The organism is Candidatus Vallotiella hemipterorum (genome assembly GCF_910593725.1).
GTDB classification, from domain to species: Bacteria; Pseudomonadota; Gammaproteobacteria; order Burkholderiales; family Burkholderiaceae; genus Mycetohabitans; species Mycetohabitans hemipterorum.
This window is the reverse complement of sequence record NZ_OU343031.1, coordinates 382,072-400,849: the sequence shown is the minus strand read 5'-3', so window position 1 is coordinate 400,849 and position 18,778 is coordinate 382,072. Positions and strand designations below refer to the sequence as shown.

At 42.7% G+C, this 18,778-nt stretch carries 12 protein-coding genes; 4 read left to right on the top strand and 8 right to left on the bottom strand.

All coding sequences use genetic code 11. The features are described from left to right. The first annotated feature begins 53 nt into the window (after window positions 1–53). Window positions 54–935, top strand: a complete 882-nt coding sequence (gene galU / locus KW136_RS01360) for a UTP--glucose-1-phosphate uridylyltransferase GalU (protein WP_216796634.1) — start codon at window positions 54–56, stop codon at window positions 933–935. Between the two features lie 57 nt (window positions 936–992). Here the strand turns inward: galU and KW136_RS01355 are convergent, their stop codons facing one another. Next, window positions 993–1,223, bottom strand: a complete 231-nt coding sequence (locus KW136_RS01355; RefSeq protein WP_216797392.1) for a sulfurtransferase TusA family protein — start codon at window positions 1,221–1,223, stop codon at window positions 993–995. 695 nt (window positions 1,224–1,918) lie between these two features. Continuing rightward, window positions 1,919–4,543, bottom strand: a complete 2,625-nt coding sequence (gene alaS, locus KW136_RS01350; protein ID WP_216796632.1) for an alanine--tRNA ligase — start codon at window positions 4,541–4,543, stop codon at window positions 1,919–1,921. A 1,129-nt stretch (window positions 4,544–5,672) separates the two neighbouring features. Between alaS and KW136_RS01345 the strand changes: the two genes are divergently transcribed. After that, a complete protein-coding gene (locus KW136_RS01345) occupies window positions 5,673–7,457 on the top strand; it encodes a glutamine--tRNA ligase/YqeY domain fusion protein (protein WP_216796630.1) in 1,785 nt (594 codons plus the stop codon). Between the two features lie 1,028 nt (window positions 7,458–8,485). On the opposite strand, the gene KW136_RS01340 is transcribed toward KW136_RS01345, so the two are convergent. Continuing rightward, entirely contained in the window at window positions 8,486–9,271 is a 786-nt protein-coding gene (locus KW136_RS01340) for a tRNA threonylcarbamoyladenosine dehydratase (protein WP_246583193.1), read from the bottom strand. A 153-nt stretch (window positions 9,272–9,424) separates the two neighbouring features. On the opposite strand from KW136_RS01340, the gene pdxH reads away from it, so the two are divergent. Beyond that, the gene (gene pdxH / locus KW136_RS01335; RefSeq protein ID WP_216796628.1) at window positions 9,425–10,063 is read left to right on the top strand and encodes a pyridoxamine 5'-phosphate oxidase; all 639 of its coding nucleotides are present in this window, start codon (window positions 9,425–9,427) and stop codon (window positions 10,061–10,063) included. A 1,802-nt stretch (window positions 10,064–11,865) separates the two neighbouring features. Here the strand turns inward: pdxH and glmM are convergent. The 4 genes from glmM to KW136_RS01315 all read right to left on the bottom strand — a co-directional run bounded on the left by glmM (window position 11,866) and on the right by KW136_RS01315 (window position 17,040). Continuing rightward, on the bottom strand, window positions 11,866–13,224 hold the full coding sequence (gene glmM / locus KW136_RS01330) for a phosphoglucosamine mutase (protein ID WP_216796627.1): 1,359 nt from the start codon (window positions 13,222–13,224) through the stop codon (window positions 11,866–11,868). 60 nt (window positions 13,225–13,284) lie between these two features. Next, a complete protein-coding gene (gene folP, locus KW136_RS01325; protein ID WP_216796625.1) occupies window positions 13,285–14,187 on the bottom strand; it encodes a dihydropteroate synthase in 903 nt (300 codons plus the stop codon). 77 nt (window positions 14,188–14,264) lie between these two features. Further along, window positions 14,265–16,157 carry an ATP-dependent zinc metalloprotease FtsH gene (ftsH, locus tag KW136_RS01320; protein WP_216796623.1) on the bottom strand — a complete coding sequence of 631 codons (1,893 nt, stop codon included), beginning with the start codon at window positions 16,155–16,157 and terminating at the stop codon, window positions 14,265–14,267. Window positions 16,158–16,353: 196 nt separating this feature from the next. Next, window positions 16,354–17,040, bottom strand: coding sequence for an RlmE family RNA methyltransferase (locus tag KW136_RS01315; RefSeq protein ID WP_216797389.1), 687 nt, complete (start codon window positions 17,038–17,040; stop codon window positions 16,354–16,356). A 53-nt stretch (window positions 17,041–17,093) separates the two neighbouring features. On the opposite strand from KW136_RS01315, the gene KW136_RS01310 reads away from it, so the two are divergent. Then, window positions 17,094–17,576: a YhbY family RNA-binding protein gene (locus KW136_RS01310; protein WP_216796621.1), complete on the top strand. Its 483-nt coding sequence runs from the start codon at window positions 17,094–17,096 to the stop codon at window positions 17,574–17,576. Between the two features lie 604 nt (window positions 17,577–18,180). Here the strand turns inward: KW136_RS01310 and greA are convergent. After that, window positions 18,181–18,657 (bottom strand): transcription elongation factor GreA, encoded by a 477-nt coding sequence (gene greA / locus KW136_RS01305; protein ID WP_216796620.1) that lies wholly within the window; start codon window positions 18,655–18,657, stop codon window positions 18,181–18,183. Window positions 18,658–18,778: the final 121 nt, after the last annotated feature.

Sequence of the window (18,778 nt, the reverse complement as noted above, 5' to 3'; positions counted from 1 at the left end):
TTCCTAATATCGGGCTAACCTAGTATAACCGGAAACAAACGGGGTAATTAAAGATGCTTGAAGTTACTAAGGCTGTTTTTCCAGTGGCGGGCCTTGGCACGCGGTTCCTCCCAGCCACCAAAGCAAGCCCGAAAGAAATGCTTCCAGTGGTCGATAAACCGCTGATTCAGTATGCAGTTGAGGAAGCGATTGCCGCAGGGATAACCGAGATGATTTTCGTGACAGGCCGTAGTAAGCGCGCGATCGAAGATCACTTCGATAAGTCGTATGAGATAGAATCAGAACTTGAAGCTCGTGGTAAGAATAAATTGCTCGAGTTAGTACGAGGAATTAAACCAAGCCATATTAACTGTTGCTACGTTAGACAGCCTGAAGCCCTCGGACTTGGACATGCGGTATTATGTGCGGAAAAGCTCCTCGGTGATAACCCATTCGCAGTTATCCTCGCTGATGATCTCTTGTATGGTCGGCCGCCGGTGATGCAGCAAATGATTGAGGTATTTGATCACTATCATAGCTCAGTGATTGGAATAGAAGAAGTTCCGCATGAGGAAACAAAGTCGTACGGTATTATCGATGGCAAAGAATGGGAAGATAACATCATTAAGATGTCAGGAATCGTTGAAAAGCCAGCCCCACAGGTAGCGCTATCCAATTTTGGCGTGGTCGGACGCTACGTATTCAAACCGCGTATCTTCAGTCACTTGCGTGCATTGAATCCAGGTGCGGGCAGTGAACTACAATTGACTGATGCAATTCAGTCTCTGCTCGGAGACGAGCAGGTGCTTGCATATAAGTATCACGGAACGCGATTTGACTGCGGCAGCAAGCTTGGCTATCTAAAGGCAACCGTCGAGTTTGCGTTACAGCATCCAGAGGTTTGCAACGAGTTTTCAGAATACCTTCATACTCGCTCTCCAGTGCTCGAAGGCTAAGACTGGCGACACAAAAAGGTGCCGTAAGTACAAGGTGGTAAGCTACGGCGCCTTTACTCAACGCCGGCGTATCAGGAATACAAACGTTTTATTTATACAAGCAGTAACTGCAATTAATTCATTACCAGTCTGCTTCGTAAATGCGGCGAAATCCTGATGCGAACTAGGATCCGTCGCTAGTACTTTTAGAACCTGACCACTTTGCATATCTGCTAAAGCTTTTTTCGCACGCAAGATTGGCAACGGGCAGGTTAGACCACGTGTATCAACTTCCTTATAGATTTCCATCGAATTCATATTATTTTGACCTTAAACATAATAAGGTTTTATTTGCATACCTATTAATATAGCAAAAACGGCACTGAAAGTTCATATCGTCAGCGCATCAATTTGGTAGAGTTTTTATTACACATCTTATCGACATGCATTGAGCAGAGCTACCTCAGCTCAATTTCAGAATAATTCCCGACATCAAATTAAACTCGTTGCACTTACTAATAGCGAGTAATACTCTGTAAAATTATTGCTGGTCTACCTCTAACAATGGAGACTCAGCACTTTATAACCTAAGTGTAGCGCGCGCTCCAACAATGTATCCGTAATAGTCGTCACGAGGACCCTATATTGGCAACAAGAACATTGTATCTATAGTTTTTTTATGACAGGTAAGTCAAGATGGTATATACAGTTATTTATCTGACAAGACACTAAACTTACTCCAGTAATGTTAGGGCACATTTAACTACGTATCGATTGATTAACATTACGTCGTCCGATAAGACATACATTATGTTTACCAATAAGTGTTCTCAACATAAAGTATTACTGGGAAAAAACGTTGATATTTTGCACATAATTTCATATCTCATCTTGACCCCCCCTTAGAACGAATATAGCTGTGGTGCTATGCGCATCTAACATTGAGCGTCATGCTTCTTCTAGGCTAGCCTGGCTGGCGCCTTCCTTATATCTTTGTAACGCGTTTATAGCTGTGCTTGGACCCATTCCTTAACGCTAAGAAGTGCCTCCGGAAGCTTTGACATATTAGTACCACCCGCTTGTGCTATGTACGCACCCCCCCCTCCTTTGCCATCTACTTGTCTTGCAACAAAGTTGACTAATTCACTGGCATGAATATTTTTACTTACACTGGTTGTTACACTAGCAATCAGGCTGATCTTACCGCTAGAGACAGTCGCCAGTACGATCACCGAATGACTAAGTGTATCTTTTAGCCTATCAACTATCTCGCGCAGCATCTTTATATTAGTACTCTCAACCTCAGCTGCCAATACATGCACGCCTGATACGTCGACTGTTTTGCTCAGTAACTCATTTCTCGAGCTCGTTGCGAGTTTTAATTGAATCTGTACTAGTTCCTTTTTTAGTACTCTAAGTTGATCCCAGATCTGCATAACGCGCGGAGTAAGCTCTATTGGTTGAACTTTTAATACCCTAGCAGCTCCTGAAAGTATCGCTTCTAGGCTATGCACATAGTGCACTGCACTATCGCCCGTAATAGCCTCAATGCGACGGATGTTTGCCGCTACGCTGCCCTCAAACACGATCTTAAACAAACCGATATCACCGGTACGCTGCACATGTGTACCACCACATAACTCCCGCGAGAAACCTAGGTCGATCACACGAACCTCGTCAACATACTTTTCACCGAACAACGCTGTCGCACCTAGATTAACAGCGTTATCAAATGACATTACTTGAGCAATACTCGGGGTATTAGCCAATACCTCGGCATTAACCAATACCTCGATACTATGAATCTCGGCATCACTAAGAGGCTTATTATGTAAGAAATCAAAACGAGTTTTCTCTGGACTGACTAGTGAACCCTTTTGCTGAACGTGTAGGCCCAATACCTCGCGCAGCGCTTTATGCATCAGGTGTGTCGCTGAATGATTGCGCGTGGTACGAACACGTCGCTCCACATCGATACACGCACTGATAACATCGCCGACCTTTAGTTCGCCTTTCTCAAGGATGCCTTGGTGACCAACTACGTTAGCCCGGACTGTAAATGTATCAGATACAGTAAAACGCGTTGTCGAATTAATAAGCGCCCCCTGATCTCCAACTTGGCCGCCCGCCTCTGCATAAAAAGGCGTCCGGTCAAGCACAACAATGCCCTTATGTCCTGCTTGAAGCAGTGACGCCACTGTATCATTAATATATAGCGCGACGACACTAGCATCGTTACATATGTGCTGATCATAGCCGTGAAATATAGTCTTGACACCTCTATAATCAAGCTCTTGAGCTACCTGGAACTTAGAAGTTGTACGAGCTTTCTCGCGCTGGCGCTTCATCGACTCACTAAACACTACCTCGTCAATATTAATGCCTCGCTCACGACAAACATCCGCCGTCAGATCTAGCGGAAATCCATATGTATCGTGCAACTTGAATGCAAGTTCACCATCGAAGATCTTCACTCCACGCACCTCAAGCTCAGATAACATGGCCTCTAGGATCAACATTCCCTGCTCAATCGTCTTAGAGAAACGTTCCTCTTCCTGATGTAGCACATCGGTTATACGCCGTCGTGCCGTTTTTAATTCAGGATAAGCATTCCCCATCTCATGGATAAGATCTTCGACTAGTTTATAGAAGAATGGGCGCTTACAACCAAGCTTATAGCCATGTCGGATTGCGCGGCGCACAATGCGACGTAACACGTAGTCTCGCCCATCATTACCTGGTACTACGCCATCAACAATCATAAAACTACATGCACGAATATGGTCCGCAATCACTTTTAGCGAGTTATGCTGAAGATCCGATATGCCGGTTGCCCGAGCTGCTGCGGCAATCAGCTGTTGGAACAAATCAATCTCGTAGTTGCTATGCACATGCTGCAACGCTGCAGCAAGCCTTTCCAGGCCCATGCCGGTATCGACACACTGCTGGATCAGCGGCTCAAGATTACCTTTCACATCACGGTTAAATTGCGTAAATACTAGGTTCCAGATCTCGATAAAGCGGTCACCACTCTCGTCGGTTGATCCGGGTGGCCCACCATATAGTTGTGGTCCGTGATCATAAAAGATCTCAGAACACGGGCCACAGGGACCGGTATCGGCCATTTGCCAGAAATTGTCTGAGGCATAGCGCGAACCTTTATTGTCACCAATTCGAATAATTCGATCAAGTGGCAGGCCGATTTCGTGGCTCCAGATATGGTATGCCTCATCATCCTCGTAGTACACGGTCACGGTTAGTCTCTCTGGCAGCAACTTATAGACGCGCGTGAGCAACTCCCACGCATAGTGAATCGCATCTCGCTTAAAGTAGTCGCCAAACGAGAAGTTTCCAAGCATCTCGAAGAATGTATGGTGCCGGGTGGTATAGCCAACGTTCTCCAGGTCATTATGCTTACCGCCAGCTCGTAGGCTAGGCTGTGAAGTTACAGCCCTCGAGTATGGCCTAGTTTCGGTGCTTAAAAATACATCCTTAAACTGCACCATGCCAGAATTTGTGAATAAAAGCGTTGGATCGTTGGAAGGTACTAGACTCGAGGAGCGAACGATTGTATGACCCTTTGATTCGAAGAACTTTAAAAACTTCTCACGAATTTCAGCGGCTTTCATAAGCGTGCTCCGAGTAGCCTATTGCTGATAAGCAGCATATCGAGTGAATCCGGATACGGATATATTTTGTTTAAAAGTTTGATTATACGAGATGCGCATATATGTCTTATTACCATATAATTTCTGTAACGTTATTATCATAGAATTATTGGGAGATATATTTTGTTTATAGCAGTCCTAATTTTCTTGAGCTTACCACCTGCATAAATATGCTGCTTAAAAAACTACACAATGTATCTTCAGCCAAAAGCATAGGCTTAACCACGACTTACTAAAGTCAATTAACCGCGACTTACTAAGGTTAAGATAGCTTGACCCAAGACATTGCTTAATCACACAAAGTTATGCATTAGCTTGCTGTGCAGTTCGGAAAAAACTGAGATGTTAAGAAGCTAACCCGCCAAAGATATACAGGCTGCTAATCCTCGTCTAGGATACCAATAAAGTTTTAAATAACTTATTTGGCATAAAGCCAGGCCCATCGTATGACAAAACAGGATCTGAGCTCGATTTCCGGTATTCTATGCTTCATAGAGCGGGCATTACCATGCTATGGTACTTTAATTACTTATAAGCCGAATAAGCTGAACTTTTAAAGTTACATAAGTCTTTCATAGCTAAAAACAGATAAGAAAATGCTCGACCTAATTTTTTGTTTTGTTCAGCAGTTATATATTGCCTAATTTATATAAAGAGTAAATAAAATAGTTTTTATCACTCATCGGGAGTATAGATTAGTGACACGTGCCTATTGCAGTAGCTAGCCGCGCCACACAGCTGAGCTTATTATACGCTGCTGAGCACACGATCCGATTCTAGCTAGCGCGCCAATTACTATATGTTTTTTAAAAAGCAATAACGCCTCAGAGGAGATGATACTAAAACGAGCGATAGAGGGACTACTTAGATATCGACGCTTTTAGCGTCTATTTTTTCTTTTTATGATTTATTTGGCGTATGCATACAGAAACTCTGTGAATTTTAACCGAAATATAAACAATAAATTCCTTATAGCTATAGCAGCACTACTATAATCTCGCCTCATTATATTTACTGAACTATTACATCGCATAAAATGTTGTATTACAAACATAGCTTAGCCTAAGTGGGCCTAGCTTTTATACACACTATGAATATTAAACGCAACGACTTAAAATTAAGCCCTAAATCCGATCATAAGCCTGCTGTCCACTCTAGTGCACTAATAAAGGTATCAACCAAATCGGTTGCTAGCACATCGAATTTTATCCGAAATATTATTGATAATGATAAACAGTCCGGTAAGTGGAATCAACGGGTTGAGATGCGCTTCCCGCCTGAGCCGAATGGCTACCTACATATTGGACATGCTAAAAGCATCTGCGCGAATTTCGGCATCGCACGCGACTACGGTGGTGTTTGTCACTTGCGTTTTGACGATACTAATCCAGAAAAAGAAGATATGGAGTATGTCAACTCAATCATTGACTCAGTCCGATGGCTGGGCTTTGATTGGAAAAAAGAGGATCGTGAACACCTATACTTTGCTAGCGATTACTATGATCAGTTATACACTTTCGCTGAACTGCTGATCCAGCACGGAAAGGTTTATGTGGACAGTCAAAATGCAGAACAGATCCGCATGACTCGCGGCACACTGATCGTATCAGGTACACCATCACCTTATCGTGACCGTACTCCGGAGGAAAACTTGCAACTGTTCCGCCAGATGAAGTCAGGAAAATTTCCTGAGGGCTCACATGTATTGCGAGCGAAGATCGATATGGCTTCACCGAACATTAACATGCGAGACCCGGTTATTTACCGCATTCGCTTCGCTCATCACTATCGTACTGGTGATGCATGGTGTATTTATCCGATGTACGACTATACACATTGTATCTCCGATGCGCTAGAGAATATTACGCACTCGCTGTGCACGCTTGAGTTCGAGGATCATCGGCCACTGTATAATTGGTTTCTCTCTGAGCTAATTAATGCTGGTGCTTTGACTCATCCCATGCCGCAGCAAATTGAGTTCTCAAGACTTAATCTAACGTATGTAATTACGAGCAAACGCAAGCTGTTACAACTGGTTGAGGGAAAATACGTAGACGGATGGGATGATCCGCGCATGCCAACAATCGTTGGATTGCGTCGCCGGGGTTTTACGCCAGAGAGCATCCGGCTGATGTGCGAACGTACTGGGTTAACTAAAGTTAGTTCATGGGTCGATTTCGGATTACTTGAAGCGGCGTTGCGCGAAGATCTAGACGAGAAACCTCCACGAGCGATCGCAGTACTCGATCCGCTTAAACTTATCATAGATAACTATCCAAAGGATAGCAAAGAAATATGCAGCGCGCCCGTGCATCCGCATCATATAGAGCGCGGCACGCGAACTTTTCCATTTTCTCGAGAGCTATGGATCGAGCGCACGGATTTCAACGAAACCCCCCCTAAAGGCTATTTTAGACTGTTTCCAGGTAATCGCGTGCGGCTTCGCTACGGCTTCGTTGTCGAATGCACGGGTGTTGATAAGGATATTAATAGCAATATTATTGCAGTACATTGCAACTATTTCTCAGATAGCAAATCTGGCACCCAGGGTTCTAACCATTATAAGGTTAAGGGCAATATTCACTGGGTTAGCGCCGCTCACGCCTACTGCGCTGAAGTTCGCCTATACGATAGGCTGTTTAAAGAGCCACATCCGGATGCCAATGGTCGAGATTTCCTCAAAGCGATCAACCCCAATGCTAAGCGCGTGGTAACTGCCTACCTGGAGCCTGGCGCACAGCACTTCCTACCCGAAGAGCGAGCTCAGTTTGAGCGGCATGGTTACTTCATTGCAGACCGCGTCAACTCAGTACCTGGAAAACCAGTGTTCAACCGAATTGTTAGCTTGCGCAACAGTTGGAGTACATCCGAGTAACAGTCTGTATTCCGGAGACGGACGTTCAAGCCTAAGTATCGGCGTCAGCTTTTCTTCTGGCAAGTTGCCTACCATCATTAGAAATCCACCATATTATTTATGGTCACACCGATCGAAAACTTCTTTTACTAATACAGGAGAACTACGCAAATATTGAAATTCATAGTCTTGGCATAGAAACGCTAGATCTAGAAAGCTTTGGTCTGTAGGTCTTCGTATTATAAGAATAGAGCGTATAGTGCCCCTAAATACTTAGACGGCTTGCAGCAGACGCGATCGTCGAAAAATATAATGGTTAAAACACTTGCGCGGCAAAGTAAGTTGTTGTGATGACTTACTGGGTATTGTGTACCCAGTGCGTTACAGATTACCCTGTTTGTTCAGGGGGCTACTTATATTACGTCTGACGTATTAACTTTAAAAAACCTTATGACGATATGCGAGCTACTGCTCTATATTTGCCTCGCACTATTCGCGCTTATGTACTAGTTTAGTGATTCTATGTGTAATTTTACCAGCATATTAGGTCGTCTATTATGCTATATACCTTCTACTAAGCATGGCGCTCTAGTAGATAATTAATAAAAACAGTATAAAGTATTTGGGGCGTATACTTTATCTGTTATTAACCCTGTTGTCTGTCCGACGATATACTGCCTAAGTAGCCATAATAACGTTTAGCAGATCGTATCTTAACATGACTAAGTAAGGCTTGAATCTGTTCTCATACTGGTAGTTAGTGGCTTACTTAGCATGAAGTATCTTAACTACTAGAAATCTAATTTCTAGATTATGCGGGCATGGTTGAGGGAATGCAGTAGTAATATGGCCGCATCAAATCCGTGACAATATACCCAGTAAAACTCGATACGTCCGCTGTGGAAAATTGTGCATAATGTGGGATTTATTAGTTGTGTAATACGATATTTAACTAGTCTTTATACTGCACTGGTTCTTTACATAAAATCCAAGAAAATGCCGCTCAATTAAATAAAATATTTACTACAGATATAGCATTTTGCTAGGCGCTATATCCTGATATGACTGGAGGCTAGAGCGCATAGCACATAAGCTGCCGCGGAAAAACCAAAACTGCCGGTTACGCAGACACTAGATCCAAAGCCTGAACAGTTAAGCCTACCTGCCGATGCGCTGGCTAAATTACAAGCGTCTATACGTGGATAAATTAACGGCTCATCAGAGTAAACAGCCCGAACGTTAAACTTTGTTTTCGGCTGTCTCGGGAACCCGTAATGTTTTCTCAGCTGCGCTCTCACCTTACATAATAGGGGATCTTGAATTGTACAAGATAAATCATCAATACGAATACGAGTTGGATCTAGTTGACCACCGGCGCCACCTACCGTTACTAACGGTATCTGACGCTGAACACACCATGCGATTAGAGCTGTTTTATCGCGCGAGTTATCAATAGCATCGACAATGAAGTTACAGCTAATGTCCAGAAGAGCATCTAGATTATGAGCCCCGATAAAGTCATCAACTTGCGTAATTATGCACTGTGGATGGATTGCCTCGATCCGCTCAGTCATTGCTCTGATCTTCGACTTACCATAGTTAGCATTCAATGCTTGGATCTGGCGATTTGTGTTGCTTTTAGAAACATGGTCCATATCAATTAGTGTTAGACGACCGATCGCACTGCGCGCCAGTGCTTCAGCCACCCACGAACCGACTCCTCCGATGCCTATAATCGTGACATGAGAGCGCTCAAATTTCTGCAGAGCGTCTGCGCCGTATAATCGTGCTATGCCGTTGAACCGGCGAATGTGGTCTTCTATCGTAAATTCCACGGCTTCTAGAGTTAAGTGGGATATCTCACAACTTGATAATAGAGCAAAACTAATCTGGTAGCCCTTTCCTAGGATAGACCCTTATCGTTCAGACAGACTATTATCGTCATTTTCAGATATACTGAAAGCTATATATCAAGCGACCTCAAAAAAATGATTTCCTTCGCCGGTATACGAAAAAACTATATGCTAGATACATTATTGGAGACCGATGTCGACTCTAATCCAATTGAGCAATTTAAGCGCTGGTTTGAGCAAGTTCTTCATGCTGGGCTTCCCGAACCAAGTACAATGACACTATCTACTGTTGATGATCGTTCCCATCCAAACGCTCGCACTGTATTAGTTAAGGGAGTTGATGCTCAAGGTTTTACGTTTTTTACTAACTATCAGAGTCGGAAAGGTCGCGAACTAGCGAATAATCCTCATGCTACTTTACTTTTTTATTGGATTGAACTAGAGCGTCAGGTTAGAATTTCAGGAAAAGTAGGTAAAATTATTGAGACAGAAAGCGATGCTTATTTTATCTCTCGTCCTCTTGGATCGCGCATAGGCGCATGGGCCTCTGAACAAAGCTCTATTATACATAATCGCCAAGAACTAGAGTCACGTGTCGCATACTTCTCCAAACAGTTCGGCAATAATCCGCCACGGCCCTCATATTGGGGAGGCTATCGGCTCGTTCCAGACGCAATTGAATTTTGGCAAGGACGACCTTCTCGTCTGCACGATAGAATCCAGTACTTACGCAATCCAGACAACACATGGAATATTGTACGCTTATCTCCGTGAGACTATCTTTATGCTGTATCTGTTTCGGGGTTAAACCCTACGCAAACTAATATAGCGTTAAAAAATAAATAGTAATTTTTTATATTTTTAATAGAATAGGCTTATATATTCCCTTAAAAAGTTTAACCCTTTATATCGTTTAAAACTTAAAGAAACTAATAATTCTACAGTAATTACTACATAGGAATCAAGATTAAGCTAGCTTAGATAGGCTTCTATTAAAGGCAAGATTAGTGCTAGGTTGAGTCAATTGACTGGTAGAGTCACATTGTCCCTCTACCAGCTCACAAGCTACTTACTTATACTACATGAGTTCCATATACCAGCATAGTAGTCATTCTATATATAAAAATACTACTAGCTAGTAGTAGCTAGAGGTGCGGTTTACTAATTTACCTATTGTAAAAATAATTATAAAACTTGAGACATAGTAAAAAATAAGCTTGACCACGTCATAGACTATGGTTTATTCATAACCCGAAACAGGGCAAAATTTACCATACATAATAAGCGCTACTATCTATAATTAGTTTTATTATTACTATGTAATGCCGTGAAGCTGCTAAACTATATAATAATATTAAGAGCTAGACGTTAAATACTCCTTAGTATATTTTTATTCTTTAAAAAATTAAAAAACTTATTGAGTAAATAACGCTTCTTTATAAGAAGTTATATTGTATTAGCTTCTTTGCTCACATTGCAATAATATTGCGTAATAACCGGCCATTTTATGTTAATTGCATTCTAAATATAGCATAACTTAGTTACAAAATCTATAAAATTTTTTAAAAAATCCCATATTATATATATGGGATTAGTATAAATATTAGTCATTTATATATATTTGGAATAGAGCTAAATTTATCGGATAGAATCCATACTAATATCGACATTAGTCGAATTTATTACTTGCCGACATTAAATATTTACTTATATAAACTAGGAATATATTTAAATGCTCAGCAAGATTATGATTAGAGCACCTGGTGCGTACATACTAAAATTTTCAAAGAAACGCGATAGCATTTTTATAACTCCAGTATGTTAAGAGCACTAAAAATAAGTAATCTGGCTAAGATTTTTGAATATGTAACTGCTAGTCCTATGTTTAATAAATTTATTAAACATAGGACTAGCAGTATACTAGCTCTAGTTTTAGTCGGCGGATTATAATTTTATCTATTTATTTTAATCAATTCTTAACATACTAGAACTTTCAAGTTTAACTTTAAAAATATAAATCTTAAAAAATGTAACTCAGATCCTTAAACATTACTAAAAATTTAGTGATCTAGTTCTACTAGATTAAATCTATATGTTTTTATCGGAGCTAAATACTAGTTTAGTTGGAAGATACTCTACGTACCCTCCTCATTTAAAATAAGTCATAGATATGCAGTGTATTCATATATAAAATTTCATAAATCAGAATGCAATAGATATAAGAATATTAGCTACTATTTATGAAAAATTACTATATTAAGAGCAGTAATACTATCACTAATAATGTAATTTTTTAGTACAATTATCTGAGAGAGTATCTCAATGCTCTTAGTATAAATATACTAAAACAGCGCAAGTATTGCTAATAGCTTAGCGGCTTGTCTTAAATAGATCAATTCTTTTTTCTAAATAAAGCTAGTATCTAGTCTACCCAGACTAATCTATATATTACTAACTTACTATTTTTTATAGGCATGTTCTATTATTTATAGTTTGTTTAATAATTTAAGTATTGCTTTATTAGGACTTTACTAAATGTATCTAGTATAGTTTTTATATTTTTATTGCTCTAGCACCTAGACTACCCCGCACTCTCCTCGAGCGACTTCGGCAATGGCCTGTGCATAAGCGCTAGCTTTATCTAACTGCTGGGCCTCAACCATTACTCTTAGCAATGGTTCAGTGCCAGACGCTCGAATTAATACTCGTCCAGAATGACCTAATGCGCTTTTAGCCTGCTCAACAGCTTTACGAATCGCGACGTTATTCTGCCAATCAGCACCTGGTAATATGTGTATGTTAATTAGCATTTGTGGAAATAATATAAGCCCGTTAAGTAGTTGAGCTAGCATTTGGCCGCTACGTTTAATTGCAGCAAGGACTAGTAATGCCGATACAATGCCATCACCAGTTGTGTGGTGATCTAAAGATAGGATGTGTCCTGATCCTTCGGCTCCAAGCTGCCAGCCCCGTTCGCGCAATTGTTCTAAAATATAACGATCACCTACAGGCGCACGTACAAATTTAATGCCAAGCTGCTGTAATGCAACTTCTACTGCTAGATTCGTCATTAGAGTTCCGACTGCGCCTGGCACTGATCCGTGTGTGATGATGCGATCTTTTAAAAGAACGTACAAAAGCTCATCGCCGTTATATAAACGGCCAGCTGCGTCGACAACCTTTAATCGATCTGAATCACCATCTAGTGCGATACCAAGATCAGCATGATTAGCTTGTACCGTAGCAACTAGCATATCAGGCGCAGCAGAACCTACTCCATCATTAATATTCAAACCATTTGGAGTAACACCAAGCGATATGACCTCGGCTCCAAGCTCATGGAATACATGCGGCGCGATATGATATGCTGCGCCATTTGCACAATCAACGACAAGTTTTAATCCGCGCAAATCAAATTCTGCTGGAAACGTGCTTTTACAAAACTCTATATACCGCCCTGCTGCATCATCGAGCCGATGCGCTTTGCCGAGCCGCTCGGATGGTGCACAAATTATTGGTTGTTTGATCTGACTTTCAATCGCATACTCGATCTCATCAGGTAGTTTATTGCCATGGCTCGAAAAAAATTTAATACCGTTATCGTAATAAGGGTTATGCGATGCACTGATCACAATACCAGCTGCTAGACGTAGAGCGCGTGTCAGATAGGCAATACCGGGTGTAGGCATTGGTCCAGCTAGCATTACATCGATACCGGCCGCAGAAAATCCAGCTTCTAAAGCCGCCTCAAGCATATAACCAGAAATTCGAGTGTCTTTACCGATTAATATGGTTGGCCTCGCACTGCTTATTGGACTTACTCCAGCTAGCACTTTGCCTGCTGAATATCCGAGACGGAGCATAAAATCCGGAGTAATCGGTGGCTCACCTACTTTGCCGCGGATACCATCTGTACCGAAATAGCGACGATTCATCTCGAACTCCTCTTTTTTCGTGCTGTACGATTTTTTTAGAGGCATGCCTAGCATCGTTTACTATTTATTAATGTTCATAGACTGTACATGACACCATGATCGTCCCTGCACCGCCTGCCACACTTTTAATGCATCAACTGTTGGTGCAACATCATGTACGCGTACAATCGCCGCACCTCTATCGATCGCAGCCAGCATACCAGCAAGACTGCCAGACATTCTCTGCTGTGGCATTTCACGACTAGTAGCTGCGCCGATCATTGACTTACGTGATAGCCCTACAAGAGTGGGTACGCCAGAAGGTATAGCGCGCGGCAACTCACGTAGTAGCGTAAAATTCTGCTCGGTTGTCTTTCCAAAACCGAATCCGGGATCAACACAGATCCGGTCTGTAGAGATTCCAGCCCGCTCTAGTAAGCGGATTCGCTCGTCAAGAAAGTCATGGACATGCGTTACAACATCATAATACTTTGGTTCGTGTTGCATCGTACTAGGTGAACCCTGCATATGCATCACACACAGCCCACAATAAGTGTCTCGCACTGCATCGAGAGCGCCTGGCTGACGAAGACCCCAGATATCATTAATTAAGTCGGCACCGACTTTGAGTGCAGCACGCATTACTTGCGGCTTATACGTATCAATCGATATTGGAACATTTGTATCTAGTAAATATTCGATTAGAAATAATACGCGTGCTAATTCTTTGTTAAGCGGAACCAAAGATGCGCCAGGTCGCGTCGATTCGCCACCAATATCGATTATATCTGCTCCCTCATCAATCATCTTCTGGGCCTGTGCGCGCGCAGTGTGATAGCTGACGAAATGTCCGCCATCAGAGAATGAATCTGGTGTCACGTTTAAAATACCCATTACCAAAGGCCGCGCTAGAGTAAGTCTAAAGCGACCACATTGTAATATTGTGCTATTAGCTAAACCGATTACGCTAGAGGTACTAGCCATTAAAAAATATACCCTACTATAAAGTTTTATATAAAGCCGGAGCTAGTGCGCCAGCTTTATATAAAATATAAGCTAGATTAAGCATGGGCGGTTGCACTAGTTGTGGACTTTACCTCAATGCCCTCACCCGTTCCGCTGCTTGGAACGTCACTGGATGGTGGAGGGAGATTATTCGGTGGAAGAGGGTCATTCCCAGACATAATACTATTGATTTGTTCTGCATCAATCGTTTCCCATTCGCGTAATGCTTTAACCATTCTCTCAACCTTCTCTCGGTTATCCTCGAGGAGGCTGCGAGCTATCGCATATTGCTCATCAAGGATGCGACGGATCTCTGAATCAACTTTCTGTTGAGTTGCTTCGGAGACTGAGCGAGCGGAGATACGACCAAACATGGCATCCTGCTCAGTGTCAATATAAACCATCGTTCCAAGTACATCGGACATTCCGTAGCGCGTCACCATATCACGAGCTATCTTAGTTGCTCTCTCGAAGTCATTCGATGCACCAGTAGACATCGAGTGCAAGAAAACCTCCTCTGCAGCTCTGCCGCCGAACAGGATCGCAATTTCTTCAAGCATCTTATCGCGGTATAAATTAACGCGATCATACTCAGGTAACTGCCATGTGACTCCTAGCGCCCAGCCTCGAGGCATAATTGTAACTTTGTGCACCGGATCGGCGTACGGTAGTAGTTTTGCTACGACCGCATGGCCTGATTCATGGTATGCAGTATTGCGACGTTCTTCTTCGCGCATCACAGCCGACTTGCGCTCTGGACCCATGAAGATTTTATCTTTGGCGTCTTCGAAATCTTGCATTTCGACTACTCGCTTGCTGCGACGCGCAGCAAACAGGGCCGCTTCGTTTACCAGGTTCGCAAGGTCTGCACCAGAAAAACCTGGAGTGCTGCGCGCTACTACTGAAGCATCGACATCATGCGAGATAGGTACTTTTCGTAGATGGACCTTTAAAATCTGCTCTCGTCCACGAATATCTGGTAAGCCGACATAGACCTGACGATCGAAACGTCCAGGACGTAGTAGCGCTTTGTCGAGTACATCAGAGCGATTTGTTGCAGCAATTACAATTACACCGGAATTAGCTTCAAATCCATCCATCTCGACCAGCATCTGGTTAAGTGTCTGTTCGCGTTCGTCGTTTCCACCACCCATGCCAGCACCACGATGGCGCCCAACCGCGTCGATTTCATCGATAAATACGATGCAAGGCGCGTTCTTCTTCGCTCGTTCAAACATATCGCGTACACGTGCGGCACCAACGCCCACAAACATTTCAACGAAATCTGAACCAGAAATGCTGAAAAATGGCACCTTAGCTTCACCCGCTATTGCACGCGCTAACAATGTTTTTCCAGTTCCTGGTGGCCCAATAAGTAGCACGCCACATGGAATACGCCCACCAAGCTTTTGGAACTTAAGTGGATCGCTCAGAAAATCTACTAGCTCATATACTTCATCTTTTGCCTCATCGCAGCCTGCAACGTCAGTAAAAGTCACGGTGTTGTTATTTTCATCAATTAATCGGGCGCGCGACTTACCGAATGAAAACGCACCACCTTTGCCGCCGCTCTGCATTTGACGAATTACGTAGAACCAGAAGCCAATGATTAGCATTGTCGGACCAAGATAGTACAGCGCGGACATTAGTACGTTCGGCTCACCATCAGCCCTCCCACTAACCTGAACACCATACTTCATTAGATCGCCAACCATCCAAATGTCACCAGGCGACACAATTTGATATTTGCGGCCATAGGTAGGAGTAATATCTAGATTTCGACCTTGAATAATGACGTCCTGAATTTTACCGTTTTTCGCGTCATCCATGAACTTTGAATACGTGACGCCTTCCTGGACGCGAGGCTTATCAAATTGCTTGAAAAGTGTAAACAGCACGAGTGCGATGACCAGCCAAACTGCCGCCTTGGAAAACATGTTGTTGTTCAACGCACGACTCCTTTACTCATATAGGACGGCATCCAACTCGTAGCCTAAACCTAACTACTTTAGGCATTCTAATCTAGTCCATTCCCTCTGGCCGTAGCAATTGACTCTCAAGCAGATATCAAAAAACTTCAAGCATCTCACATGCTGCGTTGCGTAATGTCGAAACAGTACACTACCTCAGGCTAATAGCCCACACTTATGCTCTCGGATACTTTAGTACTCGACCAAGGATAAATATTTCTGATGATTTATCTCGCGAAGCTTTTGGCTTACGCGGCACTACAGTCTTAAACTGATGCTTAAATCGCTCCACGATTTGACTATATTTACTGCCATGAAAACATTTAACTAACAGCGCTCCATTTGGTACCAGGTAATCTTGAGCAAATTTAAGTGCCAAATCACACACGTGTTCGATCCGCGCGGCATCAGCTACTGCGATACCCGACAGGTTGGGGGCTATATCTGAAATTACAAGGTCTATCTTGCGGCCATTAATAGCCTTTTCTAGCTGCGCTAGAGCTATATCGTTTCGAAAATCGCCCTGAATGACTTGCACGTTAGAAATTGGCTCTATCGGTAATATATCCATTGCAATAATAGTGCCATTAATTCCGCTACTAGCATGGTAGGGGTTAGCTACTAGCTTATTTCGTGCGTATTGACTCCAACTTCCTGGCGCAGCGCCTAGATCGACGATTACTTGTCCAGGCTGGATTAGATGGTCCTGTGTATCGATTTCCTTGAGTTTATATACCGCTCGAGCCCGGTATCCTTCGCGCTGTGCAAGCTTGACGTATGGATCATTAATATGATTATGCAGCCACGATTGATGAAATTTTTTTTTGACATAAAAGTTATATTTAGTTCGAGTAACGGCTATTTAGGCGGATAATGATTTTTTATCCCCTCTAATATGTCTAACATATTATCTGTATGCCAGCCCTTACTCTTTCTTCTACTAAACGTACTGCACTGCGCTCGCAAGTCCATGCGCTAAAGCCAGTCGTTTTAATTGGTGCAAACGGTTTAACAGATTCGGTCATCAACGAGATTGATGTACAGCTAAAAGCACAGCAGCTGATTATAATCCGAGTATTTAGTGGTGATCGCATCGCTCTTTGTGACATGATCTGTAATCGTCTATCAGCGGCACCCATTCAGAATATCGGTAAGTTACTCGCGATCTGGAGGCCGCAATTCGCTAATAGTACTCTTTCCCCTCTGCGCCGTAACACGTTGAGAACCAACGCTTCATCACGTGTCGTTAAGGTTGTAAAACCATCTAGCACGATACAGCGTCCAAAGCTACAATGGGTTAAAGTTCTTGGTAATGAACGTCTTACATCCAATGGCAATGTCAAAAAAGCAAAAAAGCGACAGATAAGTTCGAAGCGTCAGTACCAATTAACTAAGTAGGCACATAATTCTTACCCGATAATGTAACCTACTACTTTAACTTCAATAAGTTAGGTATACGCTCGTACACTGGCTATATCATTAGGTTGGCTAATCGCTTAGAACATTAAGCGCGTAGCACAACTGGTAAACGCCATACCAAAACCAGTGCAAGCACTCTTTTCTCCAGGTAGATCGCGTTAGATGCAAAGCGTAATACGCTAAAGCCCGCTGCATAAGTGGAGTGTTAGCTATTAGTCTAGACTTGCTAGTCTAACTAGGAATCCTCTTATGAGCGGCTGTGGTACACAATAGCTCTACTAGAGCACATAGTGGCTTGTTATTATCCAGCGCGCGGCTTGATACGACTCTTAGTCGCTGCCGCCTAAAAAACACATGGGAAAACGCCAGTAGCACTGGTGCCGGTTACGGTATTAATTATTGCCTTCATATAAAATAGTAAGGCAGCGATTGCGAACGCGCTTACAAGATTAAGAGATTCAAGCGGGCTCGGCGCAGCCCAAGAACCGATACTAACGAGACCGCCAACCTATAGCATCGCTAAAGATGGAACAGGCGTTGTGGAATCAACGCTCGAATACCACAATTAATAGAAGGATAATATTTACTCGTAATGCACTGCGATGATCTCGTACTTTCGTACCCCACTAGGTGCTTGTACTTCCGCTACATCTCCCTTGAACTTACCAATCAACGCACGAGCAATTGGTGAACTAACCGAGATTAGGCTATGTTCAAGATTTGCCTCATCATCCCCGACGATTTGATAAGTAACCTTATTACTCGAATGAAGATCTTTAAGATCAATAATAGCGCCGAATACAACTCGCCCATCTTTATCAACTGACTTTAGATCGATAATTTGAGCAGACGATAACTTCGATTCAAGTTCAGCAATACGACCCTCAATAAATGCCTGTTTTTCCTTCGCGGCATCGTACTCGGCATTTTCTGATAAATCACCTTGTGCACGAGCCTCTACAATAGCTCGAATAACTGCTGGACGCTCAACCGACTTCAATCGTTGTAATTCATCACGCAGTTGGTCGGCACCGCGCTTTGTCAATGGAATAGTGCTCATAAACAGCTCAGAATTAAAAAATTACCGCGGTTGACCGCATCCCAATTCTAGGATACCGCTCAACCGCGGCTTATAGGGCTACTTTGGTACTACTAACAAGTATAAACTTGTCTTATATTAT

Coding starts and splice junctions, on each gene's coding strand:
- galU (WP_216796634.1), top strand. CDS start 54: ATGCTTGAAGTTACTAAGGCTGTTTTTCCAGTGGCGGGCCTTGGCACG.
- KW136_RS01355 (WP_216797392.1), bottom strand. CDS start 1,223: ATGGAAATCTATAAGGAAGTTGATACACGTGGTCTAACCTGCCCGTTG.
- alaS (WP_216796632.1), bottom strand. CDS start 4,543: ATGAAAGCCGCTGAAATTCGTGAGAAGTTTTTAAAGTTCTTCGAATCA.
- KW136_RS01345 (WP_216796630.1), top strand. CDS start 5,673: ATGAATATTAAACGCAACGACTTAAAATTAAGCCCTAAATCCGATCAT.
- pdxH (WP_216796628.1), top strand. CDS start 9,425: ATGATTTCCTTCGCCGGTATACGAAAAAACTATATGCTAGATACATTA.
- glmM (WP_216796627.1), bottom strand. CDS start 13,224: ATGAATCGTCGCTATTTCGGTACAGATGGTATCCGCGGCAAAGTAGGT.
- folP (WP_216796625.1), bottom strand. CDS start 14,187: ATGGCTAGTACCTCTAGCGTAATCGGTTTAGCTAATAGCACAATATTA.
- KW136_RS01310 (WP_216796621.1), top strand. CDS start 17,094: ATGCCAGCCCTTACTCTTTCTTCTACTAAACGTACTGCACTGCGCTCG.
- greA (WP_216796620.1), bottom strand. CDS start 18,657: ATGAGCACTATTCCATTGACAAAGCGCGGTGCCGACCAACTGCGTGAT.